Genomic DNA, 24,021 nt, shown 5'->3' on the forward strand with positions numbered 1-24,021 from the left:
GTTCAGCGTGATATCAGGGCGCGTAACCCACGTGAAAGACCGCAGTGTCTTTGCCGTATTTTTTTTGTGCGGATTACTGTTGTTTTTTGCGCTGGGCAACCATCAGTTGCAGGACTCCACCGAGCCGAGAGTCGCCGGTATTGCGATGGAAATGCACCTGAGTGGCAACTGGGTGACACCGACATTGAACGGTGAACCGTTTCTGGAAAAACCTCCCCTGAGCGTTTGGCTTGATGCCAGTGCCATCCGAGGGTTTGGCGCAACGCCGCTTGCGGTTCGCCTCGCGTCGGCGTGTGCAGGTTTGCTGACCCTGTTTTTGCTGTATTCCATGCTGTGTCGAATGGGCCGTCCACGCCATGTCGCGCTCGGTGCCACGCTGTTGTTGGTGACGACGGCGACGTTCTGGGGCAATGCGCGTCAGGTGGGCGAGGATGCCTTGTTGACGTTGGGCGTGACGATGGCGCTGTTGGCGTTTTTCAACACGTGCCTTCAGCGCAACCGGTCTACCGTCCCCCTCGGTGACTGGCTGCTCTTCAGCCTGGGGATCGTCATCGCGACATTGAGCAAAGGCGTGCTGGGCCTGGCGATGCCCGGTGTCGTGATCTTCGCCTATCTGAGCATTGAAAGCGGGCTGGAAGGTCGCCTGGTCCTGCGGCACTGGTTTTATCCGTTGTCGTTCACACTGCTGGCGCTTGTGCCGTTGGCGGTGTGGTTGTGCTTGCTGTACGGTCAAGGCGGAACCGAGTCGCTGAAGGCCGTGTTGTGGACCAACAGTGTCGGACGCTTCGACGGCTCGTTTTCGGACGCCGGCCACTACGAACCCTTTTACTACTACCTGGGCAAACTGCCGCAGGCGTTCCTTCCCTGGAACCTGCTGGTGTATCTGGGGCTGTGGCATTTCAGAAAACAGTGGCGAGGCAATCGCTACGTCTTGTTTTTCAGCGCCTGGCTGATCGCTCAATTCCTGCTGCTGACGCTCGCTTCCAGCAAACGGATGGTTTATCTGATGTCGCTGACGCCGGCTGCGGCGGTGATCGCGATGGAGTACCTCGCGATGTGGCACGAACGCTTGCGTCATCGTGCTGAAACTTCAGTCCGGGTTCGCCGTTGGTTGCAGCATCGTCGAGGCTGGGTGACAGGCATTGTGGCGGTGGTTTGCGTTGCGTACCTGAGTGATGCGTATTGGTTGGCGCCGCGTGCCGACGTGAAGCTGTCATTTTTGCCACTCGCTGAGCGTGTTCGGACCTTGCAGGCGCAGGGCAGGCATGTGGTGCTTTTTCAACCCAGTGAGCGGTTGGCAGGGGCCAGCGTGTTCTACAGTGAGAGTTTGCTCGACACGGTGCTGGACGAAGATGCCTTGCAGGGCGTGCTCAAGGGGGATGCGCACACGATAGCGATCATGGAAAAGACCGAGGCGCCTCGGCTGCCCTTGAAGATCGTGGACCGAATCACCGTCGGCGACCGCGTCTATTATTTCGTCAGCCGCTGAACGCTCAGCGGCAGGACAACAGGAGTTTGTGTTGACATCGATCGCGTCTGAATTCTTATCGGGTGTCACGCCGGCGCGCGCCAGACGCCAGGCCTGGAGCGCGGGCGGGCTGGCCTTCCTGCTGTTTGTTGCCGCCAGCTGGCACCTGAGCATCGTGGGGTTCGACTCACGTTTCGTGCTCTTCGCCCAGGAAATGCTGCGCCATGGACCGGGCTTTTTCCCCACCACGTATGGCGAGCCTTACCCGGATTATTCGGCGTTTTCCACCTGGCTGATTTATCTCTTTTCATTGCCGCTAGGCGAAGTCACGAGTTTGACGGCGTGGTTGCCCACCTGCATTGCCTCGGCGGTCATGGTGGGGTTGATGTATCGCCTGTTGGCGCCCTATTCGCGACGCTGGGCGTGGTTGAGCATTGCGTTTTTGTTGCTCACCAACACGTTCATTACCGAAACCCGGGCGGTGTCCCTGGACCAGATGCTCGCGACCGTGTCGTTCTTTGTGTTCTACCTGGCCTATGCGACTGATCATTTCGGCTCAGCGCGACGGCTGTGGGCGGTGTTCGCGCTGCTGGTGCTGGGGTTCGCGATTCGGGGGCCGATTGGCCTGGTCGTGCCTGCCGGCGTCATGTGCAGTTACTACGTATTGAGTCAGCAATGGCGCCGCTTGTGGTCGTTCGGGTTGTCTGCGCTGGCGCTGTTAGTGGCGTGCATGCTGATTCTGTTGCTGTTGGCGCGGCTCAGCGGTGGGGAGGCGTTATTGGCCGAGGTGCTGCGCATGCAGATCACTTCACGGATGGATGGCAGTGAAGGCAGCAGTCCGTTGCTGTGGTATTTCGGCAGTTCGCTTGGCAACTACGCCTTGGCCTACCCCATGGCGCTGGTGGTGTTGGCGGTGGTGGGCGTCACCGGCCGGCGGCCAACCAGTGCTGCCTTGCACCTGTTGTACCTCGCTGCTTTCGCCGGTCTGGTGGTGATGGTCGGATTGTCCGTGCCGCAGGCAAAAAAGGCCCGTTACATCCTGCCGATGCTGCCGATGGCAGCGATCATTGCGGCGTATCCGTTTCAGGTGCGCACAGGTCGCGTCTTCTGGTGGCTTCGGGGGATGACGCTGACGGTGTGCTGTTTCATTCCTGGCGCGCTGGTCGCCGGGTTGCTGGCGGTGCGTCCGCGTTTTCCGGAGGCGCTGAGCGATATCGGCCCCGTTCTGGTGACGCTGGGCCTGTTGCAGTTGATCGCGTTGCCCTTGTTGATGCGCCCGCGTTTGCGCTTGTACGGGCTCCCGGCGTGTGCGGTGCTGGCGGTCTGGATCAGCTACATCGGCATTTTCGAGAAAGCGGAGCGCACGCTGTACGACACCCGTCACTTCACCCAGGCGGTCCGCCAAGTCACACAAGCCGACAAGGCGCTGCTGGTGCTGCATTCGATGGGCAAAGACGCCAAGGCCATCAAGTTCATGGTCAATGTCGATCAGGACTTGGTGCCGCAGTTTACCGAAACACCGGAACAGCTGAGTGCGGTGCAGGGGCCGGCGGATGTGGTGATGAGCAACAACGATTTTCAACGGTTGCAAGGCACCCCGTTGGGCGCATTGCCGGTGTTGCTCAGCGGCCGGTTCGATAAGGAAGAGTACGTGCTGCTTCGGTTACCGGCGCCGTGACAGCGCAGGCATAAAAAAGCGCGGCCTGGATGACCAGGCCGCGCAGTCTTGGGGTTACACCGCGTGATGGTTGGCCAGCAGTTCGTAAGGCGCCCACAGTTGTTGCGGGATGGGCAGGTTGCAGGAGTCGCCCCGGCCAATCGGGAAGTACTGGAAGCCGCGCTTGGCCAGGCGTTCGGTGTCGTACAGATTGCGGCCGTCGAAGATGACCGGTGACTTGAGTCGCTGCTGAATCAGGTCGAAGTCCGGTGCCTTGAACTGCTGCCATTCGGTGCAGACGATCAGCGCGTCGGCCCCCAACAATACCGATTCCGGCGTGCCCATCAGGATCAGGTTGGGCTGCTCGCCGTACAACCGCTGGGTTTCCTGCATGGCTTCCGGGTCGTAGGCGCGAACCGTTGCACCTGCTGCCCACAGCGATTCCATCAGCACACGACTCGGTGCATCGCGCATGTCGTCGGTGTTGGGTTTGAAGGCCAGCCCCCACAGCGCGAACGTCTTGCCCTTGAGTTCGCCCTTGTAAAACGCGTTGATGCGGTCGAACAGCTTGTTCTTCTGGCGCTCGTTGATGTCTTCGACCACATTCAGCAGGTCGTTCGAGCATCCGGCTTCACGCGCACTGTGAATCAACGCGCGGATGTCCTTGCCGAAGCACGAGCCGCCGTAGCCACAGCCTGGATAGATGAAGTCATAACCGATCCGTGAGTCGGCACCGATGCCAAGCCGCACGGACTCGACGTCGGCACCCAGGTGTTCGGCCAGCTCGGCAATCTGGTTGATGAAGCTGATCTTGGTCGCCAGCATGCAGTTGGCGGCGTATTTCGTCAGTTCCGCGCTGCGCAGGTCCATGAACATGATGCGTTCGTGGTTGCGGTTGAACGGCGCGTAGAGTTCGCGCATGACGGGGAACACATCCGGGTTGCCACAGCCGATGACGATGCGGTCGGGACGACGGCAATCCTTGACCGCCGAGCCTTCCTTGAGGAATTCGGGGTTGGACACAATATCGAATTTCAACAGGCGGGCCGACTGGCGCAGGTGCTGCTCGATGTGGCTGCGCAAGGCATCACCACTGCCCACGGGCACCGTCGACTTTTCGACAATGATCACCGAGGTCTCGCGGTGCCGGGCGATGGCGTCGCCGACTGCGAAGAAGGCGGTGAGGTCAGCGGAGCCATCAGGTCGGGAAGGCGTGCCCACGGCAATGAACAGCACTTCTCCGTGCTCTACCGTGCGTTTTTCATTGGTGGTGAAGTGCAAGCGCCCGGCCTCAAGGTTCTCCCGAACCAGGTTTTCAAGGCCGGGCTCGTAGAGGGTCACATGGCCCTTGCTCAGTTGCTCGACCTTGGCCGGGTCAATGTCCATGCACACCACGTCGTGGCCAACCTCAGCCAACACCGTCGCCTGCACCAGACCCACATAACCGCTACCGAAGACGCTGATTTTCATCGGGAAAGCTCCTTGTCACTGTTATTGCCGTTGTCGCAGCTACGCCGGAAATTGATCGTCACTACACCGAGCACGATCAGGGTCACACCCACCGTTCGAGGAACGGTGAGCGTCTCGTTGAAAAAGGGGAGCAGGGCCGCCAGAACGTACACCGCGGCGTAACTGATGCTGAGCAGCGAATAGGCGCGGCTCAGGGGCACATCTCGCAGTGCGCCGAGCCAGCACAGCATCGACAGCGCGTACGCCGCAATCGCTGCCGTCACCACGCTGAGCGCGACCGGGTCGACGTTGCCGCCTTGTAGGTCTGCCAGCCACTGGACGGGTTCTGGCAGCCGCTGCATGCTCCAGCGCATGCCCAGCTGTGCCGCGCTGACCAGCACGACGCTGCCCATGGCCAGGCTCAGGCCGCGACGCGCGCTCATGCTTGACGCCCCAGCAAGACCACACCGACCAGAATGAGCGCCACGCCGAACCAGTGGCGAGGGTCAACGGATTCCTTGAACAGGTAGCGTCCAGTCAAGGTGATCAGCACGAAATTCAGCGCCAGCATCGGGTAAGCAACGCCGACGTCCACGCGCTGCAGCACCAGCAGCCAGAGCAACAGGCCTGCGCCCAGACACGCCAGCGCCAGCCATAACCAGCCACTTCGCAGCGCCGCGCCAACGCCGGGGAACCTGTGCCCCCAACGCTCGACGGTCAGCTTCTGCGCAATCTGACCCATGCACGTCAGCAGGCAGGCACACAGCAAGAGGCCGAACGTCATGACGGCGTCCTGTCGAAGATCATGATCGTGAGATTGCCTTCTTCATAACGCTTGCCGTCCTGCGGCAGCAGGCTGAATTCGTAGGCGTCATCGACCGCGTTGCCGCGCATCACCACCGCGACCGCACCTTCCTGGCGGGCCTTGGTCATCCACGCCTGGACCTGTTTCCAGTCGATTTCTCTGGGTTTGGGTTGTGGGTACGCGAGCCCGTATTCCAGTTCGCCACGGGTGTCGTAAAACACCACATCGTTGCGCTTGAGACGCCAGGAAAGCGCGGCCGCCGCGCCCAGGTCGTTACTCAACAGGTGAGTGGCAGCGTCCAGTTCATCGAAGTGGCGCACCACGAACTGATCCGGCGTCTTGTTGAAGACAATGCTGTTGGGCAGCGCCGCCGGGATCAGCGCGATGGTCAGCCAGCTGCCCAGGGCTGGCATCAGCCAGAAACGCAGGGGCCTGGCGCCCTGTAGCGCATTGGTCGCGATCCAGCCCAGCAACACGACAATCGCCAGTGTCAGGTGCTGAGGCTCCTGCTGATACACCGTTTTCTTGAACTGGATGAACAACAGCGCAGCCAGCGCAATCACGCCAAAGGCGCTGTTGAACAGGCCGTTGATGCGCAACGCGGTGGTCTTTCCAGCGTTCAGGGTTTCGACCAGTGCATGACCCATCAACAGGGCCAGTGGCATCAGGCACGGCAAAATGTAGGTCGGCAGCTTGCCTTTGCTCAGGCTCAAGAAAGCCAGCGGCAGGATCAGCCACATCAGCAGAAAACCGCTGTGGCTCTGGCGTCGTTGCTCCCAGGCTTGCTTGAGCGTGCCGGGCAGCAACAAGGCCCAAGGTACGCATGCGGCCACCAGCAGCGGCAAGTAGTACCACCATGGCTCGGCATGCTGAGCGTCTTCGCCGGCAAAGCGACGAATGTGTTCGTGCCAGAAAAAGAAACGCCAGTAGTCAGGCTCACGGCCATGCACTGCCAGGACCCACGGCAGGCACACCAGCACGGCGACGACGATGGCCAGCGGACCGAAGGTCAGCAGCTCGCGCAGGCGTCGCTGCCAGACCATGTAGGGCAGGGCGACCACCACGGGCAAGGCCCAGGCGAGAAATCCCTTGGTCATGAAACCCATGCCGCAGGCAAAACCGAGCAGGGCCCAACACAACACACGCTGCCGTCCAACACTGTGGATGGCGAACCAGAAGGCGACCAGCGTCAGGTTCACCCAGAGCGTGAATTGCGGATCGAGATTGGCATACCCCGATTGCCCCGCGACCAGGAAGAAGCTCATGAACAGCAGCGCGCACGCGAAACTTTTGCGCGGGTCAGACCAGATGCGTCGCGCGATCAGCCAGGTCAATAGCACGCTCAGGCCGGTGGTCAACGCGGAGGCGAAACGGACGCCGAACAGGTTTTCGCCGAACACCGCCTGCGCCGCCGCGATCAGCCAGTAGCCCGCGGCGGGTTTTTCGAAATAGCGCAGCCCCATGAAATGCGGAACGGTCCAATTGCCGCTGTGCAGCATTTCCTGGCTGATCTGGGCGTAGCGGGTTTCATCGGGAATCCACAGACCGTGAGTCCCCAGCGGCAACAGATACGCGAGCAAGAATGCCGCGATCAGCAACGCGATGTTCTGATGGCGGCTCATGGTTGCTGCACTCCCAGCCAGCCTTCACGCCCATCGAGCGCGCCGCGCACCAGATGCCCCTGAGGGAGCGTCCCGAGGTTGTCAGGCAGCAGGTTCCCCAGCGGTTGAAAGTGTATGTCCCGGGTTTTCGCCTGGGTGAGCAGATGACGGAAATGTTCGGCCATGACAATGCCTTCCACTTCTGCGTGCACGGTGTAGACATTCAGCTTCGAAGGGCTGAACCGGCCCAGCAAGTAATTGTTGAACGCGCGGGCATCCAGCTGAGGACCGACGACTTCGTCGAACGTCGGCAGGTCCACCGGGATCTGCGGCGTGCCCGGCTGACCGTCCGTGAGTAACGGACGGAATACACCTTGCCCACGGCAATCGCTGTTGTAGCGGAAGTCGAAACCTTGTTTGGCTTGCACAACGCGTTCATCCGCGCGCCATCCGGCGGCGGCTGAACAGGTCACGGCATTGCCGAGGATGTCACTGAGGCAATCCACGCCACGGGCGATCTGGGCAGTGAGCTGGTGCTGCGTCCAGGTGCCCGCATGCGCTTGCCAGCCATGGTGATCCCACGCGTGCAGGCCGACTTCGTGACCGGCATTCTGGGCGCGACGCATCAAGGGGCCCAGGTCGCGACCGATGGGTTTGCCTGGCCAGGCGGTGCCGGCCAGCAAGATGTCCCATCCGTACAGGCTGGCGGCTTTGGATCGCAGCATTTTCCAGAAAAACTGCGGTCTTGCCAGGCGCCACAGATGACGGCCCATGTTGTCCGGGCCGACGCTGAAAAAGAACGTGGCCTTGATCTGTGCTTCGTCCAGCAGGTCGAGCAGTCGTGGCACGCCGTCCCGCGTGCCGCGATAGGTATCGACGTCAATGCGCAAGCCTGCCTGCATCAGTTCGCTTCCGCTTTTTCAGCCATGGCTTCGCGCAGGAAGAAATCCAGGGTCTTGCCGATGGTTTCACTCAGCTCGATGGTCGGCTGCCAGTCGATCAGGCGACGCGCGTTGTCGATGCTTGGTTTGCGGTGGCTGACGTCCTGATAGCCCTTGCCGTAGAAGGATTGGCTTTCTACTTCGCGGAAACCGGCAAACGGCGGGAAGTTGTGACGCAGCGGGTGCGCTTCGAACTGACGCAGCAGCTCTTCACCCAGTTGGCGAATGCTGGCCTCGTTGTCCGGGTTGCCGATGTTGATGATCTGACCGTTGCAGCGGTCATCGCGGTTTTCGATGATGCGCGCCAACGCTTCGATGCCGTCGACCACGTCGGTGAAGCAGCGTTTTTGCGCGCCGCCGTCTACCAGGCGGATAGGCGTGCCTTCCACCAGGTGCAGGATCAGCTGCGTAATCGCGCGCGAGCTGCCGATGCGAGCGGAATCCAGTCGGTCCAGGCGCGGGCCCATCCAGTTGAACGGACGGAACAGGGTGAATTGCAGACCTTTTTGCCCGTAGGCCCAGATCACCCGGTCCAGCAACTGCTTGGACACGGAGTAAATCCAGCGCTGTTTGTTGATCGGGCCGACGACCAGGTTGGAGGTGTCCTCGTCGAAGTTCGCGTCCTGGCACATGCCATAGACTTCCGAGGTCGACGGGAAGATCACGCGCTTGTTGTACTTGACGCAGTAGCGAACGATTTTCAGGTTTTCTTCAAAGTCCAGCTCGAACACCCGCAACGGGTTGCGGGTGTATTCGATCGGGGTGGCAATGGCCACAAGCGGCAGCACCACGTCGCATTTCTTGATGTGGTATTCGATCCATTCGGTGTGGATGCTGATGTCGCCTTCGATGAAGTGGAAATTCGAATGGCTGCGCAAGCGCTCGATGGCATCGGAACCGATGTCCATGCCGTAGACTTCGTAGCGATCATCCTGGAGCAGTCGCTCCGACAGGTGATTGCCGATGAAACCGTTGACGCCCAGGATCAGCACGCGGGTACGCTTGAGCTGACGCCGCTTCTGGCCGCCCACCAGTCGCGAACCTTCTACCAGACCGAACTCCCGCGCCAGTTGCGGACCGCTCAGATAGAGTCCGTCATCGCCGCGCTGCCCGGCAGTGATCAGCAGGGAGTCTTCGCCACAGGCAATGCGCAGCGGTTCGCAACTGATGACCGTGCCCGGGGCCTGACCGTCATTGCCGGATTGCACCTTGGCGCTCCAGACGATCATCTTGTGTTCGCCTACCGGGCAGAATGCGCCCGGGTAGGGTTGGGTGACAGCACGCGTCAGGTTGTACAGGTGCGATGCGGGTTGCTGCCAGTCGATCAAGCCATCGGCCGGGGTACGGCGGCCAAAACAGGTGGCTTTGGATTCATCCTGCTCGGTGCCTGGCAACTGTCCCTTGCCCAGCAACGGCAGGGTTTCGGACAGCAGGTCAGCCGCGCTGGCGCGCAACTTCGCGTGCAGGGTCAGGGCGGTGTCGGTGGTGCTGATGCTCACACGCTGCTGAGCCACGATGGCACCGGCGTCGGCCCGTTTGACCATGCGGTGCAGGGTCACGCCGGTTTCGGTCTCGCCGTTGACCAGCACCCAGTTGGCCGGCGCACGGCCACGGTAGCGAGGCAGCAACGAACCGTGCAGGTTGAAGCCGCCGTTTTTGGCGCATGCCAACAGGGTTTCGCTGAGTAGATGGCGGTAGTAGAACGAGAAAATGAAGTCAGGTGCCAGCTTGCCGACGCGTTCGATCCACAGCGGGTGATTCGCGTCTTCAGGGGCATGAACGGGAATGTTGTGCTGCGCACACAGTTGTGCGACCGAGCCGAAGAAGGTCTTTTCCTTGGGGTCGTCGGCGTGGGTAAACACCGCCGAAATCTCATAGCCAGCGTTGAGCAGGGCTTCAATCCCGACACAACCGATATCGTGATAAGCAAAAACAACAGCTTTGAGGCTCATGGTGCGACCTTATTCAAAATGGGAGCAGGGGCATCGACTTTCTGAGGGGCGGAAACGGGTTGGCTGCGCACCACCTTCTCGATGAAAAAACGTGGACGCGCGCGTACATCGCTGTACATGCGACCCAGGTATTCGCCGAGCAGGCCCATGCCGATGAACTGTCCGCCGGTGAAGACAAACAGCACCGCGAACAGGACGAAGGTGCCGTGCCCCGCCCATGGCGCGCCGAAGATCAGGCGCAGTACGATCAGCAGCGTCGCGAACAGCACGCCGAGAAAGGCCATGCTGAAACCGATGATGCTCAACAGCCGCAACGGCGTCGTGGTCATGCAGGTGACCAGGTCGAACATCAGATTGATTAGCTTCATTGCGCTGTATTTGGATTCCCCATGCTCGCGCTCAGCATGCATCACCTGTACTTCAGTGGTGTGACGGGCAAAGCTGTTGGCCAAAATCGGGATGAAGGTGCTGCGTTCCCGGCAGGCCAACATGGCGTCGACGATGCTGCGCCGGTAGGCGCGCAGCATGCAGCCATAGTCGGTCATGGCCACGCCGGTGGAGCGCTGCACGGCCAGGTTGATGAGTTTTGAAGGCCAGCGCCGCAAGGCCGAATCCTGCCGATTGCCACGCACCGTGCCGATCACGTCGTAACCCTGCTCAGCCAGGGTGACCAAACGAGGGATTTCTTCGGGCGGGTTCTGCAGGTCGGCATCCAGTGTGATCACCAAGTCGCCTTTGCACTGCTCGAAACCGGCCATAATCGCGGCGTGCTGGCCATAGTTGCGGTTGAGGATGACTGCGACCACCGGGCTGCCTTCACGCTGGCTGGCCTCGAGCAGGATCTCGGCGGACTCATCGCGGCTGCCGTCGTCAACCAGAATGATTTCGCAGGGCTGGCTCACCTGCGCGCAGGCCGCTTCGGTGCGGCGCAGCAGTTCCGGCAGGCTTTGTTCCTCGTTGTAGACCGGGATGACGATCGACACGCGGTGGATGGGGTACGGTTTCACGAGCGGACTTCCACAATGGATTCAATGGCGCTGACGACGCGGTCAACATCGTCAAGGGTCATGTCAGGGAACAAGGGGATGGAACACAACCGCGACGAGTTCCATTCGGTCTCGGGCAAGCGCACGTCCGGGAACCGTTGGCGGTAGTAGCTGTGCAGGTGGGTCGCGATGAAGTGGATGCCGCTGCCGATGTTTTGCGCCTGCAGGGCTTTCATGAACGCATCCCGGTCCAGGCCGCAGCGCTCTGCGTCGATGCGCAGAATGAACAGATGCCAGGCGTGGTGCTGGTCGTAGCGCGGATGCGCCAAGGGTTGTACGGGGCTGCCTGCCAGACGTTCCAGATAATGACTCGCCAGTTCGGCGCGACGCGCATTGAGCGCGTCCAGGCGCTCAAGCTGCACCAAGGCAATGGCGGCGTTGATGTCCGCAAGGTTGTATTTGAACCCCGGTTCGATCACCTCGGCCTGGGGCTTGCGGCCGTGGGTCAGGCGGTCATAGGCGTCGACGCCCAGGCCATGGAATTTCAGGCGGCGAACACGATCGGCCAGTTCAGGATCGTCGCTGACGAACATCGCGCCTTCGGCGCAGGTCATGTTCTTGATCGCATGAAACGAAAAGATGGCGGTGCCAGAAGCGCCGACCGGACGGGCTTTGTAATGAGTTCCTGCAGCGTGGGCCGCGTCCTCGATCACCGCGATTCCATGGCGTTTGGCCAAGGCATACAGGGGATCGAGGTCAAACGCGGCACCGGCGTAATGCACCGGAATGATGGCCTTGGTGCGCGGGGTGATGGCGCGCTCGATCATCGCGGCGTCGGTCATCAGCGTGTCGCGGTCTATATCGACGAACACCGGGGTCGCGCCCAGTAGGCAAATCATGTTGGCGGTGGAGACCCAGGTCTGCGAGGGCGTAATGACTTCATCGCCCGGACCGATGCCCAACGCGAGCAGGGTGATGTGCATGGCCCCCGTCGCTGAGGAAAGCGCCACGGCCTGCTGCGCGCCGCAACGCTCGGCGAATTGCTGTTCCAGTCGCTGGCATTCCGGGCCCGTGGTGATCCATCCCGAACGCAGAACACGGGTGGCGGCTGCCACTTCCTCGTCGCCCATGCTCGGGCGGGAAAAAGGAAGAAAATCCAGACTCATGTAGACCCTCCAGCACGTGTGACGATAGTGACGTCGTTGTCGAGGCGCGCAAGCGAACACGCGAGCCGCCTGTAGCGAAGACGCTCGTTATTTAGATGATGTCGGCCGCATGGGCGTGCAGATAAAACGGGTGCTAGCAGTGCCCGATCCTTGGTGTGATGCATTTACTGCCCTGTTAAAGAAAAGCAAGTTTTCGCACTTTCGTTATTGGAATAATAGAACGTTATTTATGAAAATTCTGTTGAAAGCGTGTTGTTGTTTCATCTGTGTGGACTGAGATGAAGTCGCTTTCAATTTTCTGTGAGGGTGAAATGAAAAAGTCATGAATGTCGTCTATTCTTAGCCGCTTTTTTTACAGGAGCCCCGTGCTGCAAGCGTTTCAGGAATCACGGCTCTATGGGGCCTTGAGTCGAGCGTACGCTCCTGAAGCTGAACAGAAACTGAAACGCCGCACGGTAACAGCCGTGGGGCTTGGCACTATCAAGAATGGATGACAAAACATCGTAAGAGAGGCGAACAGTAGTAAACAGCGGAACGGGGCGGGGAGCGCAGAGAGGGGCAGTCGCAATAACCGTTATAAGTCGTCCGGCCGGCCAGAGGACATAGGCCGGACATGTGTATGAGTTGTTTAGGATCCGTTTATAACAGAACTCTTTGTTCAAAAGGAAAAGCGAGTCATTCCGGAATAACAGCGATGACATCTATTTCCATTAACCACTGAGGCTGCCCCAATGCGGAGACCACCAGGCCGGTAGAAATAGGAAACACGCCCTTGAGCCATTTCCCCACCTCGCGGTACACCTCTTCGCGGTAACGCGGGTCGATCAGGTAGATGGTTATTTTCACGATGTCCTGCAACTGGCTGCCAGCTTCCTCCAGCAGTTGCTTGACGTTTTTCATCGCTTGCTCGGCTTGCGCGCGGGCGTCGCCCAGACCGATGAGGTTGCCATCGAAATCCGTGCCCAGTTGGCCACGGACGTACACCGTGTTACCGGCGCGTACCGCCTGACACAGATCATTGTCCAGCGATTGATTGGGGTAGGTGTCCTTGGTGTTGAACATTCTGATGCGGGTGTGGGTCGGCATGGTTTCTAACCTGATGAGCGTGGACCGGGGGCCATCCCTGGCCGGAATATGAGAGCGCAGGGGCCTTACAGCGGCGGCGCATCGAAGTAATTAGCGCGCACGGCAGCGCCAATCAGGTTGACGATCAAGCGCCCGGCGGTGATGGAGCTGATGTTGTTGACGTCGATCGACGGGGTGATTTCCACGATGTCCATGCCGACCACCTTGCCTTTGTTGACCAGTCCGTGGATCAACTTGCGGATCTGCACGTAGGTAATTCCCCCCAGCGCCGGACCTGCAACGCCGGGCATGATCGAAGGGTCAAGCCCGTCGGCGTCGATGGTCAGGTAATAATTGCCGCCCTCTGGAATCCGGTCGAGCACCGACTGCATGCCGTTGTCGTGGACGTCGTAGGCCGTGATCAGGTGTGCGCCGTAGTTGACGGCCGCCTGGAAGTCCGTAGGGCGTCCGCTGCCTTGAGCGCGCAGGCCGATCTGGAAGATTTCGCCGATGTGGTCCATCTCCGAGGCTCGACGGATCGGGCTGGAAAGGCCGTCGCGCACACCGTTGATCTCTTCTCGCCAGTCCAGGTGCGCGTCGATATGGATCAGGGTGATCGGACCCCGTCCTTCATAAGCGCGCAGGACCGGGATCGGGATGCTGTGATCGCCGCCCAGAATCACTGGCATGGCACCCGCATTGAGGATCTTGCGCACGGCTTGTTCGGCTCTGAGGCTGGTGCTGTTCAGGTCGGATGGATCGGCGGGCACATTGCCGCAGTCCACCACCTTCAGCGCGCGGTTGTCGTAGATCGGGCCGCCCACGTCGAAGTCGTAGTGGTGCAAGGCACGGCAGATACGGTCGCTCATCGCGCGAATGGCGTCGGGCGCCTTGCTTTGGTCGTTGCTGATGTGTTCGGCGACGTACGCCTTGCCGAACGGAATGCCGAGAATGGCGACATGGGCGTCTAGCGTGTCGAGGTCGGTGCAGATCGGCGACCACAAAAAGCTCTCGTGTTTTTTCGAAGGTGGAACGGTCAGCGGGAAAGCCATGAGTGTCTCCTGAGGGGGTGAGCGATCGGTCAAGCGATCAGTGATCCAGAGAAAGAAAGCGCCGCAGCTCGACGGTCTGCGGGTTATCGAAGAGCGCATGGGGCGGGCCGGATTCGTGCACCTGCCCCTGATGCATGAAAATCACCCGGTCACTGACGCGGCGCGCGAAGGCCATCTCATGGGTCACCATGATCAGCGTCATGCCCTCGGCGGCCAGGCCTTCCACCACGTGGAGCACTTCGCCCACCAGTTCGGGGTCCAGCGCCGAGGTGATTTCATCGCAGAGCAAAACCTGCGGGTTCATGGCCAGCGAGCGGGCGATTGCCACGCGCTGTTGCTGACCACCGGAAAGCTGGTCCGGGAAGTAATCGAAACGTTCGCTCAGGCCGACACGCTCCAGCAGCCTGCGGGCCTGACGTTCGGCATCGGCGTTCGCGGTTTTCTGTACCAGGCGCGGCGCGAGCATCACGTTCTGCCCGGCGGTCAGGTGCGGGAACAGGTTGAAACCCTGAAAGATCATGCCGACGTTCTGGCGCAGCTCACGCATCGCCTGGCGGTTGTCGGGGCGAATCGGCTGGCCGTCGACGGTTACCGATCCTTCTTGAAACTGTTCAAGGCCGTTGAGGCAGCGCAGCAGGGTGCTCTTGCCTGAGCCACTCTTGCCGATGATGCAGACGACTTCCTTGCGCGCGATCTGCAGGTCCACGCCTTTGAGGACTTCGTTGTCGCCGAAGCGCTTGCGCAGACCGCGAATGTCCACCAGGGCGAAGGCCCCACTGGCGTCGGTGTGATTTGACGGTGTCATGAATGAAACCCTTATCGGCGAAGTGAGTGTTCGAGGCGGCGGCTGTACAGCGACAGCGGAAAGCACAAGGCGAAGTACATGAGGGCCACCGAGCCGTAGATGAAGAACGGCTGGAACGTGGCGTTGGTGATGATTTGTCCGGCGCGGGTCATTTCGACGAAGCCGATGACCGAGGTCAGCGCAGTGGCTTTGACCACTTGCACCATGAAACCCACGGTGGGCGCGATGCCGGCCCGCAGCGCCTGCGGCAGGATCACGTAGCGCATCTGTTCGCTGAAGCTCAGTGCCAGGCTGCTGGCCGCTTCCCACTGACCGTTGTCGATGGACTCCACGCAGCCACGCCAGATCTCGCTCAGGTACGCGCTGGCGTACAGCGTCAGGCAGATCGACGCGGCGACCAGTGCCGTGGTTTCGAGGCCGAACATCGACAGACCGAAATACACCAGGAACAACTGCAACAGCAGCGGCGTTCCCTGGAACACTTGCACATACAGCATGATCAGTCGGCGCAGAAAGCGCGTGCCGGTGAGGCGCAACACGACCAGGAGCGCCCCCAAAAGCCCACCGCCAATGAAGGCGATCAGGGACAACCCGACGGTCCAGCGCATGGCCAGCAACAGGTTGCGGGCGATGTCCCACAGCGTGAATTCGTACATGACAGTCCCTCAGCGACCAAAGATTAAATGCGGACCGACCCAATTCAGCAGGCGGCGAAGCGCGATCGACAGCAGCAGGTAAAGCCCGGCCACGACGATGTAGGTCTCGAAATTCCTGAACGAGGTACTGGCGATCTGGTTGGCCGCATAGGACAGCTCTTCGGTGGAGATCTGGCTGCACACGGCCGAGCCCAGCATGATGATGACCATCTGCCCGACGAGCGCTGGCCAGACCCGTTTGAGCGCGGGGGGCAGAATGACGCGGGTGAAAATCTGCCAGCGGTCAAGCGCCAGACTTTCTGCGGCTTCGATCTGGCCATTGGGGGTGGCTTCGATGCCGGAACGTGCGATCTCGCTGACGTAGGCCCCGAGGTTGATCACGTTTGCGAGGATGGCTGCGGTCAGTGCGGTCATTTTCAGCCCTAGCCCCGGCAACCCGAAGAAGATGAAAAACAACTGAATGATGAAAGGCGTGTTGCGGATCAGTTCCACATACAGTCCGATCAGCCAGCGCGCCCAACGCGGCCCTTTGCTGCGGATCACGCCGCAGGCGATGCCCAGCGTCGTTCCGAACACCGCCGCCAGCAGGGTCAGCAATACGGTCAGCAACAGGCCATTGAGCAGTTGCGGCCACTGCGCGAATACCACCGAGAAATCCAGAGTCATGGTTCTATCGTTTCCACATTGAGCGCTTCAGGTGCCAGCAGGTGACGAACACCCGGAAGCTGTTCGAGGCGCAGCAGGTCGTCCAGCAGGCGCCGTGCACGAGGCAGCGGCACCGCCCGGGTGCTGCATTGCATGAATTTGTCGTTGAGTTGCGCGGATGAGAGCGGTTGTGCGGCTGACCCCAAGGGCATGGCGCAGAAGCCTTCAACGGCGCTACCGTCGTGGCGCACGACCTTGACCCAGGCCCCTTCCGGGGCTGATTCAAGCAACCGCGGTTGCCAGCGGTCGCTGCTGAACATGCGCACACGCTTCATCCATGTCCTGAGGTCGGCACGGCCGAGCACGGCGTCGTCCAGCATTGCGAGCGAAAGGTCACCCAGCAGGACGGTACAGGCCATGGCAAACGGCATGCTGAACTGCGCCTGTTGTCGGGTCACCGGAAGGTCATGCGCGAGGTTCTGGATCACGATCGGCGGTACGTCGCAGATAATTTCAGCGATATCGGGCGCAGCAACGACACCACGGCCGAGCATTTCACGCAGGGCATCGATGGCGGCATGGGAAGACAGGCACACCGGCACACGCTTGATGTCGACGCCTGGTTTTAGCAGGCTCCAGCTGTCGCCAGGCATCGTCACCGGCTCCAGCCGCCCGCCGTTGAACATCGCGGCGAGACCACGGCTGTGCTCGACAATGTCCAGTGGGCCGGTGCAGCCCTGGCGGGCCAACAGCGCAGCGATGACACCCGCTTCACTGCTGCTTCCGGCCATGAGCGTCTTCGCGTCGCTGCCAAAAGTTGCTTTCATGCCCCCGGTCCCTGCCAGCGCGAGGGCGAATGCCGCTGCCGTCTGGCCGGTGGTCAGGTCCAAGGCATGGCTGGCAGCCGCGCACGCCCCGACGACGCCCAGCACACCGGTCGTCCACCACCCCCGGTCATAAAGCTGGCGGGTCAGTGCCTTGCCGAGCGCGTATTCACACTCGGCGCCCGCCACGAACGCAGCCAGTAAGCGTGCGCCACTGAGGCCCTGCATCTGCGCCACCGCGAGTGCCGCCGGCATGATCACGGCCGAGCCGTGGACAAACGCTGGGTAGGCGTTATCGTCGAAATCCAGCGCATGCGCCGCTGTCGCGTTGACGAATGCGGCGGCCGGCGCACAGACCGGACGCTCATCGCCCAGTGCGCGGGCCTGACCATCGGCTGCGGTCAGGCGTGAGAGGGCAAGTGCCTGCATGGCGACCGAAGTGCGACTGCCTGCCAGGGCGACACCTGTGGTGTCGATTAGGCAGCGCTTGGCGGCGTGCTGCACGGCCGGCGGAATGTCCGCCAGCTGCAGGCCCGACGTCCAGCGTGCGAGCGTCACCAGTGAGGGCGTGAAATCGTCCATGGTTACTCTGGCAACTCGCCTGCGGGCGCACCCAGCCATTTTTGCGAGATTGCATCGAGCGTGCCGTCGGCCTTGGCCTGACGAATGATCTCGTTGACCTTGTTGCGCAACTCGGGCTCGTTCTTGTTCATGCCGATGTAATTCGGCGCATTGGACAGAACCACCTTGAGCGCGATGTCCATGTTCGGGTTCTTCTGCTTGAGCGCGGCGGCCACCGTGGTGCCGATGGCGACCATCTGTGTCTGGCCGGAGAGGAAGGCTGAAATACTGCTGTTGTTGTCCTCGAACCGTTTAGTGATGGCTTCAGGCGCCATGTCGGTGAGTTCACGATCCTGCATCGACCCTCGGGTCACCGACACGGTTTTGCCCGCCATGTCGGCCATCGTTTTGACCGGCAGCGCGGTCTTGCCGAAGACCGCATCGAAGAAGGGCGAATAGGCGATGCTGTAGTCGATGACTTTCTCGCGCTCAGGGGTTTTGCCCAGCGAGGAAATGGTGAAGTCAGCTTTGCCCGACTGAAGATATGCCACACGGTTAGGCGCGGTGACGGGCACCAGTTGCAGCTTCACGCCCAGTTGCTTCGCCATGAGGTTGGCGACGTCGATGTCCAGGCCTTGAGGAACCATGTCCGGTCCGACGTAACCATAAGGCGGGTAGTCCACCGGGACGGCGACACGCAATTCCTTGCTTTTGATAATGTGGTCCAGCGCTTCGCCGGCCTGGGTGAGGGTGGAGCAGAACAGGGCGCTAAGGCCCGCAAACAGCCCTGCGGCGACGAGGGTTTTACGCATGGGCTTGCACAGTCTGGCTTTCATCAGGACGCTCCGGTAGAGGAATGATTCGGGATGGACAAGGTGTCCAGGCAAAACGGCAGGTCTAGAAAAAAAGGGTCAACCCAGGTCCCACCACTCTCCGAGGCTCAGCAGCTTCTCTTCGGTGTGGGTGACCGAGGCTTCTACGTCCTGGGTCGAGGCGGCAGACATCAACGCCACCAGCATTTCGCTGACGAGCATGGCGGGCACGATGGTGTCGTAGAACGAAGGGGTCTGGTTTTTCACGATGATCGTTTCAGCCGCCAGGCGTGCGGTGGGTGAGGTCAGGCTGTCGGTGATGGTGATGATGCGCACACCCTGCTGGTGCAGGTAATTGGTGAGGGTAATCAGCCGGCGCGAGTAGCGCGGCAGGCTGCACACCAGAGCGACGTCCTTGGGGCTGGTCTGATTGATGATCGACATCACGCCGCTTTCACCGGCGCCTTCGACCAGCCTCACGTTCTTGGCAAAGTAGGAGGCCACGTGGGAAAACTGAAACGCCACCCCGAAGGACGAGCGCATGCCCAGGCAGTAGACCTGACGCGCGCCTGCAAGGAGGGCTACGGCACGGGAAATGGCGCGCAGGTTGTCGTTGCTGCACATCGACTGAATCTGCTCGATGGCGTTGTTGGCCATGTCCTGAATGACCCGCTGTTCGCCGACGCGTTGCTTGAGTTCAACCAGGTCATGAGCACGTGAACCGTAGGCGCTGTTCTGTCCGCGCAATGAGTCGATGAACACTTCACGCAACTGATCGTAGCCGGTCATGCCCATGCGCTTGGCCAACCGGGTCATGGTCGAGGGCGGCACATTGGCCAGGCGGGCGATATCTCGCATCGACATAACGGCGATTTCATGGGGGTTGTCCAGAATGAAACTGGCCGCCGCACGCTCCTGTCGCGGGAAGGTCTCGAACTGCTGCTGGAGCTGGGTGCAAATCTGATCGCGGTCCATCCGGTTGGTCACCTGGAACTGAAGTCCAGGGTGAATTTGCAACAGGTGTGCCAGAAAATTTCGAAATGATTCAAGTGATTCATAACTGAGGGGCGGTCAGTCGGCGCACCGTTGAAGGGGCGGCGACTCAGGTCGGTCGATTTCGATTGGTTTGATTCAAAAAAGGCAGAGCGGCAATGGGTGGTGAATGACGTGGTTTCTTGCCAGGGCATCCCGTGACGTCGGATGCCGGGGGCGCCACGCGTCGACGTGGTGCGACGCACTGCGACAGTGCGACCGCATTGCTGCAGTGATGTCAGTCCCTGGTGGAATGACCCGTTGCCTTTATTTCGTTTGTGAGAAAGCGGGGAGATCGCTTGAATAGGCGCCTCTCCCACCGCCTGCAGGTCGTTTGAGCATGGATTTTCCGTCAGTCAGCCAGTCCATTTCCTTCGTTCACCCCATCAGCCTTACCCATGGAAAAAACGCTGAGGTCTGGGACGTTGACGCAAAGCGTTACATCGATTTCGTCGGGGGTATCGGTGTATTGAATCTGGGGCATTGCCATCCCAAAATCGTGGCGGCCATTTGCGAGCAGGCTCAGCGCATGACGCATTACGCGTTCAACGCAGCCCCCCATGTGCCGTATCAACGGTTTATTGAACGGCTGGCGGCGTTTATTCCGGTGAGCTACCCGGTCAGCGGCATGCTGACCAACAGCGGCGCCGAAGCGGCGGAGAATGCGCTGAAAATCGTACGTGGACACACTGGCAAGTCGGCGGTCATCGCGTTCGATGGCGCGTTTCACGGGCGGACCCTGGCGACGCTGAACCTCAACGGCAAGGTGGCGCCCTATAAGCAGAAAGTCGGGTCGCTGCCCGGGCCAGTGTTCCATCTGCCGTATCCGAGCGCGGACAATGGTGTTTCGACCGCCGAAGCCCTGAAGGCGATGGACAGGCTGTTCAGCGTGGAAATCGACATCGACGAAGTCGCGTGTTTCATCATCGAACCGGTGCAAGGCGAGGGCGGCTTCCTGGCACTGGACGTCGAGTTCGCTCAGGCGTTGCGCCGGCTGTGCGACGACAAGGGCATCGTCCTGATCATCGATGAAATCCAGTCAGGCTTCGGCCGCACCGGTCAACGCTTTGCCTTCAGCCGTCTGGGCATCGAGCCGGATCTGCTGTTGCTCGGCAAGAGCATCGCAGGCGGGGTTCCGTTGGGGGCAGTCGTCGGTCGCAAGGCGCTGATGGATACATTGCCCAAAGGCGGGCTGGGTGGGACCTACTCCGGGAATCCACTGGCGTGCGCGGCAGGTCTGGCCACGCTGGATGAGATGACCGATGCCAACCTCGCTGCCTGGGGTGAGCAGTATTCGGTCGCCTTGCTGACCCGCTACGAACAATGGCAGGCGCAGAAGCTGTCGCCGTACCTTGGGCGGTTGACCGGCGTCGGCGCGATGCGCGGCATCGAGCTGCTGACCCCGGAAGGTAAACCGGCTACCGCACAAATGGCTCAGTTGCTGGCGAGCGCAAGGGAGCGCGGGTTGCTCTTGATGCCGAGCGGCAAAGCCCGTCACATCATTCGACTGTTGGCGCCCTTGACCATCGAGCCCGAGGTGCTGAACGAGGGGTTGGACATTCTCGAGGCGTGCCTGGCGAGCCTCTGATCCGTCATACCTTCAAAAAAAGCGCTGCGCGCGGTGCATCTGTGTGAAAAGAAACGCACGTCTGTGTGACCGCGCACTCTAACCCCTGCATTCACCGAATGAGTCAGTGGTCATGAGCGCAAAAACACCTCCGCCAGCGTCGCAATCTCCCGAACTCCCCGACGAGACGCCGGAATACCCGCTGTCGGCACCCATCAAACCCGATGATCCAGAGCGCCGTAGCGAACAGTCCAAGGCCGAAACGCAAGGCTGCGTTGAAGAGCAGGGGGCCGTCGACTCTGGACCGGGCACATGAGAGTGACTCGAGCTTTGCATGGTAACTGCATGCCATTCTTGATGATTGTGCTTGGAATACCCGACTAAACCCGGAAGAATGCGCCTTTTTATCGCGCGCGTTGGTCGTGCGAATCACCACGCTGACAACCCCAGCGGAGGAAGCGAATTTGAACCAGCTAAAACGCCTTCAGAGCGGCATTGAAGGACTGGATGAGTTGCTGAAGGGCGGTTTCGTCGCCGGATCGTCGTACATCATTCAGGGACGTCCGGGGTCGGGCAAGACCATTCTGGCCAATCAGATCGGGTTCAACCATGCGCGTGCGGGTGGACGTGTGCTCTTCGCCACGCTGCTCGCCGAACCGCACGAGCGTCTGTTTCAGTTTCTGTCGACGTTGAGTTTTTTCGACAAAGACAAGATCGGCGATCAGATCCAGTTCGTCAGCGCGTTCGACACGATGGAAAACGACGGGCTGGATGAGGTGGTCAAGCTGTTGCGCCGAGAAATCGTGCGTCAGAAGTCCACGGTTATGATTCTCGACGGTCTGCTGAACGCTCGGTCCAGGGCGGATTCGCCGCTCAATACCAAGCGGTTCATCTCTGAATTGCAGGGCCACGCCGCTTTTGCCGGCTGCACGGTGTTTTTCCTGACCAGTTCGCAGCTCGATGATGGCAGTCCTGAACACACCATGGTCGATGGGGTGCTGGAGTTGGGCGAAGAGGTGGTCGGCACCAAATCGATCCGCCGCATCAAGATGCGCAAGACCCGGGGCAGCGGCGCGTTGGCTGGGGCGCATGAATGCGAGATCACCGAGGACGGGCTGGTCGTCTATCCGAGGCTTGAAAGCACCCTGACCGATTCGGCCATGCGTGACAGCGACCATTGCTCGCTCGTGTCAAGCGGTCTGCCTTCACTCGACCCGCTGATCGGCGGAGGGTTGGTGACCTCTTCCTCGACGTTGATCATCGGGCCTTCCGGCTCGGGCAAGACATCGTTCGGCATCAGTTTTCTGGGACAGTCGACGGTCGAATCGCCAGGCCTGCACTTCGGCTTCTACGAATCACCGCAACGCCTGCGCATGAAGGCTGCGTCACTGGGTCTGGATTTCGCCAGCATGGAGCGGTCCGGCGCCCTGACCATCCTGTGGAAATCGACGGGTGCCGGCTTGATCGACAAAATGGCCCTTGAGCTGCTGCGGGTGGTCGAAGAAAAATCCATCAAGCGGGTCTTTCTCGACAGCCTGGGCGGAATGGCGAGGGTCGCCGCCGACACGTCGCGCTTGCAGGACCTGTTTACCTCGTTGATGGGCGAGCTGCGAGCGCGGGATGTCACTGTAGTCGCGTCCTGGGAGGTCCAGAGTCTGTTCGGCGGAGAGATCAATGCGCCGGCACCGGACCTGTCGAGCATCGTCGACAACTTGCTGGTCCTGCGTTTCCTACAAGAAAGGGCTGAACTTAAACGCCAATTGTCCATTCTTAAAATCAGGGACAATCCCTACGATCCTGCACTGCTGGAAGTCACCATCAGTGAGCAAGGTCTTGACGTGAAAAAGGCTCATTTCCATGCCCTTGGCGATTCCCGTAACGCGTAGACACCGCGGTCGCCAATACGCTCACGATGCGTCGAGCGGACCGAGGGCCCTATGACCACCATATTGATCGTCGATGACGAGTACTTGATCGCCGACATTCTCAGCTTCGCGCTTGAGGATGAGGGCTATCTCACCGTGACCGCAGGCAGCGGCCAGAAAGCGTTGAGCATTCTGGACCGGGAAAAACCGCAGTTGATCATCACCGACTACATGATGCCCGGCATGAACGGCATTGAGCTGGCCGAGGCGGTGCGGGCGCACAAGACGCTGGGCCAATTGCCCATGATATTGATGAGCGGTGCGCAGGCCCATCTGGGGGTCGCACGGCCTGATCTGTTTGTGGACGTGTTCGACAAGCCGTTCGAGATTCAGTCCGTGCTGTCCAGGGTCAAATCGCTGCTGGGCCCCGGCGGCGCCTGATTCGTCAGCGTCTCAATCGATGAGTTGATCATCAGCGACCGGTTACTTGCGGGTGCATGAACAGGCGTTCGTCCGGCGGAACGAAAATATCCGGAATCTCGCCCGTGACGCAGAGTCGAGTGTTTATAACACTTAAAAGGACTGCGCCATGATCTCCTCACTTGAACTCTGCCAAATCATTGAATCCTCATTCCTGCCCGCCCGCTGCCAGTGCTCGGTAGACGCGAGAGGCCTCATGTCTATCCAGCTGTACACCTCGCGCACTGGGCATGCCGACTTCATGACCACGGGAATCGATGTATCCACGCTCAACACCAGCCGCAGCATCGCGTCGCTGATCACGGGCCTTAAAGAAGATCTGCGCCTGCGTTCACTGGGCGGCGGTTCGCCGCGGGCGATTGATCGCAGAGCGACGACGTTCGGCGGTTAAGAGGGATCAATCGGCTGCCACGGCGGCGATCATCATCTCTTTCGGCTTCACCGATGCGCCCACCGCAACGGTGAATGGCCTGCGGCGTCTCCGAAATCTCCCTGACGAACGCTTTGAACCGGATCACGGCACCGACAGGTAAGCGGTGATGCACCTGTATTTACGGCGCGACGTCAATACCCAGAGTTGAAAAACACTTTATCCGCGACGCATGAAAAAATACTGGCATATACCTCTGAAT

Annotated in this window: 23 protein-coding genes; 7 read left to right on the top strand and 16 right to left on the bottom strand. The window is 60.5% G+C overall.

Going from position 1 to position 24,021, the window contains the following annotated elements; genetic code table 11:
- Positions 1–31 precede the first annotated feature (31 nt).
- Together BLS87_RS04985 and BLS87_RS04990 are read left to right on the top strand one after the other, a co-directional pair.
- Positions 32–1,489, top strand: a complete 1,458-nt coding sequence (locus BLS87_RS04985) for an ArnT family glycosyltransferase (RefSeq protein WP_074751367.1) — start codon at positions 32–34, stop codon at positions 1,487–1,489.
- A gap of 31 nt (positions 1,490–1,520) precedes the next feature.
- Positions 1,521–3,146, top strand: coding sequence for an ArnT family glycosyltransferase (locus BLS87_RS04990; RefSeq protein WP_083370605.1), 1,626 nt, complete (start codon positions 1,521–1,523; stop codon positions 3,144–3,146).
- A gap of 54 nt (positions 3,147–3,200) precedes the next feature.
- Here the strand turns inward: BLS87_RS04990 and BLS87_RS04995 are convergent, their stop codons facing one another.
- The 16 genes from BLS87_RS04995 to BLS87_RS05070 all read right to left on the bottom strand — a co-directional run bounded on the left by BLS87_RS04995 (position 3,201) and on the right by BLS87_RS05070 (position 19,420).
- The gene (locus BLS87_RS04995) at positions 3,201–4,595 is read right to left on the bottom strand and encodes a UDP-glucose dehydrogenase family protein (RefSeq protein ID WP_074750672.1); all 1,395 of its coding nucleotides are present in this window, start codon (positions 4,593–4,595) and stop codon (positions 3,201–3,203) included.
- Positions 4,592–5,017 (bottom strand): 4-amino-4-deoxy-L-arabinose-phosphoundecaprenol flippase subunit ArnF, encoded by a 426-nt coding sequence (gene arnF, locus BLS87_RS05000; RefSeq protein ID WP_074750673.1) that lies wholly within the window; start codon positions 5,015–5,017, stop codon positions 4,592–4,594. The genes BLS87_RS04995 and arnF overlap by 4 nt, the downstream gene beginning before the upstream one ends.
- Positions 5,014–5,358: a 4-amino-4-deoxy-L-arabinose-phosphoundecaprenol flippase subunit ArnE gene (gene arnE, locus BLS87_RS05005; protein WP_074750674.1), complete on the bottom strand. Its 345-nt coding sequence runs from the start codon at positions 5,356–5,358 to the stop codon at positions 5,014–5,016. Before arnE ends, arnF begins: the two co-directional genes overlap by 4 nt.
- Complete coding sequence (gene arnT / locus BLS87_RS05010; RefSeq protein WP_074750676.1) at positions 5,355–7,001, bottom strand: lipid IV(A) 4-amino-4-deoxy-L-arabinosyltransferase; 1,647 nt, start codon at positions 6,999–7,001, stop codon at positions 5,355–5,357. The genes arnE and arnT overlap by 4 nt, the downstream gene beginning before the upstream one ends.
- Positions 6,998–7,882, bottom strand: a complete 885-nt coding sequence (gene arnD / locus BLS87_RS05015; RefSeq protein ID WP_074750678.1) for a 4-deoxy-4-formamido-L-arabinose-phosphoundecaprenol deformylase — start codon at positions 7,880–7,882, stop codon at positions 6,998–7,000. Before arnD ends, arnT begins: the two co-directional genes overlap by 4 nt.
- Entirely contained in the window at positions 7,882–9,873 is a 1,992-nt protein-coding gene (arnA, locus tag BLS87_RS05020; protein WP_074750680.1) for a bifunctional UDP-4-amino-4-deoxy-L-arabinose formyltransferase/UDP-glucuronic acid oxidase ArnA, read from the bottom strand. Before arnA ends, arnD begins: the two co-directional genes overlap by 1 nt.
- The gene (arnC, locus tag BLS87_RS05025) at positions 9,870–10,880 is read right to left on the bottom strand and encodes an undecaprenyl-phosphate 4-deoxy-4-formamido-L-arabinose transferase (RefSeq protein WP_074750682.1); all 1,011 of its coding nucleotides are present in this window, start codon (positions 10,878–10,880) and stop codon (positions 9,870–9,872) included. Before arnC ends, arnA begins: the two co-directional genes overlap by 4 nt.
- The gene (gene arnB / locus BLS87_RS05030; protein ID WP_074750684.1) at positions 10,877–12,025 is read right to left on the bottom strand and encodes a UDP-4-amino-4-deoxy-L-arabinose aminotransferase; all 1,149 of its coding nucleotides are present in this window, start codon (positions 12,023–12,025) and stop codon (positions 10,877–10,879) included. Before arnB ends, arnC begins: the two co-directional genes overlap by 4 nt.
- A 675-nt stretch (positions 12,026–12,700) precedes the next feature.
- Positions 12,701–13,111: a RidA family protein gene (locus BLS87_RS05035; RefSeq protein ID WP_074750686.1), complete on the bottom strand. Its 411-nt coding sequence runs from the start codon at positions 13,109–13,111 to the stop codon at positions 12,701–12,703.
- 65 nt (positions 13,112–13,176) lie between these two features.
- The gene (locus BLS87_RS05040) at positions 13,177–14,142 is read right to left on the bottom strand and encodes an agmatinase (RefSeq protein WP_074750688.1); all 966 of its coding nucleotides are present in this window, start codon (positions 14,140–14,142) and stop codon (positions 13,177–13,179) included.
- Between the two features lie 37 nt (positions 14,143–14,179).
- Positions 14,180–14,947 (bottom strand): amino acid ABC transporter ATP-binding protein, encoded by a 768-nt coding sequence (locus BLS87_RS05045; RefSeq protein WP_074750690.1) that lies wholly within the window; start codon positions 14,945–14,947, stop codon positions 14,180–14,182.
- Positions 14,948–14,958: 11 nt separating this feature from the next.
- A complete protein-coding gene (locus BLS87_RS05050) occupies positions 14,959–15,603 on the bottom strand; it encodes an amino acid ABC transporter permease (RefSeq protein WP_074750692.1) in 645 nt (214 codons plus the stop codon).
- Positions 15,604–15,612: 9 nt separating this feature from the next.
- A complete protein-coding gene (locus BLS87_RS05055; RefSeq protein ID WP_074750694.1) occupies positions 15,613–16,269 on the bottom strand; it encodes an amino acid ABC transporter permease in 657 nt (218 codons plus the stop codon).
- A complete protein-coding gene (locus BLS87_RS05060; protein WP_074750696.1) occupies positions 16,266–17,654 on the bottom strand; it encodes an MmgE/PrpD family protein in 1,389 nt (462 codons plus the stop codon). The genes BLS87_RS05055 and BLS87_RS05060 overlap by 4 nt, the downstream gene beginning before the upstream one ends.
- 2 nt (positions 17,655–17,656) lie before the next feature.
- Positions 17,657–18,445, bottom strand: a complete 789-nt coding sequence (locus tag BLS87_RS05065; protein ID WP_167362038.1) for a transporter substrate-binding domain-containing protein — start codon at positions 18,443–18,445, stop codon at positions 17,657–17,659.
- Positions 18,446–18,544: 99 nt separating this feature from the next.
- Positions 18,545–19,420, bottom strand: coding sequence for a MurR/RpiR family transcriptional regulator (locus BLS87_RS05070; protein ID WP_074750700.1), 876 nt, complete (start codon positions 19,418–19,420; stop codon positions 18,545–18,547).
- A 397-nt stretch (positions 19,421–19,817) separates the two neighbouring features.
- Here BLS87_RS05070 and BLS87_RS05075 point away from each other — a divergent pair, with 397 nt between their 5' ends.
- The 5 genes from BLS87_RS05075 to BLS87_RS05090 all read left to right on the top strand — a co-directional run bounded on the left by BLS87_RS05075 (position 19,818) and on the right by BLS87_RS05090 (position 23,780).
- On the top strand, positions 19,818–21,065 hold the full coding sequence (locus BLS87_RS05075; protein ID WP_074750702.1) for a 2-aminoadipate transaminase: 1,248 nt from the start codon (positions 19,818–19,820) through the stop codon (positions 21,063–21,065).
- A 112-nt stretch (positions 21,066–21,177) separates the two neighbouring features.
- Positions 21,178–21,360 (top strand): hypothetical protein, encoded by a 183-nt coding sequence (locus tag BLS87_RS33605; RefSeq protein ID WP_143024298.1) that lies wholly within the window; start codon positions 21,178–21,180, stop codon positions 21,358–21,360.
- Between the two features lie 148 nt (positions 21,361–21,508).
- Entirely contained in the window at positions 21,509–22,930 is a 1,422-nt protein-coding gene (locus BLS87_RS05080; protein ID WP_074750704.1) for an ATPase domain-containing protein, read from the top strand.
- Between the two features lie 51 nt (positions 22,931–22,981).
- On the top strand, positions 22,982–23,350 hold the full coding sequence (locus tag BLS87_RS05085; protein ID WP_074750706.1) for a response regulator: 369 nt from the start codon (positions 22,982–22,984) through the stop codon (positions 23,348–23,350).
- A 148-nt stretch (positions 23,351–23,498) separates the two neighbouring features.
- Positions 23,499–23,780: a DUF1652 domain-containing protein gene (locus tag BLS87_RS05090; protein WP_074750708.1), complete on the top strand. Its 282-nt coding sequence runs from the start codon at positions 23,499–23,501 to the stop codon at positions 23,778–23,780.
- Positions 23,781–24,021 lie beyond the last annotated feature (241 nt).

It is taken from the genome of Pseudomonas abietaniphila (assembly GCF_900100795.1).
Taxonomy (GTDB): domain Bacteria; phylum Pseudomonadota; class Gammaproteobacteria; order Pseudomonadales; family Pseudomonadaceae; genus Aquipseudomonas; species Aquipseudomonas abietaniphila.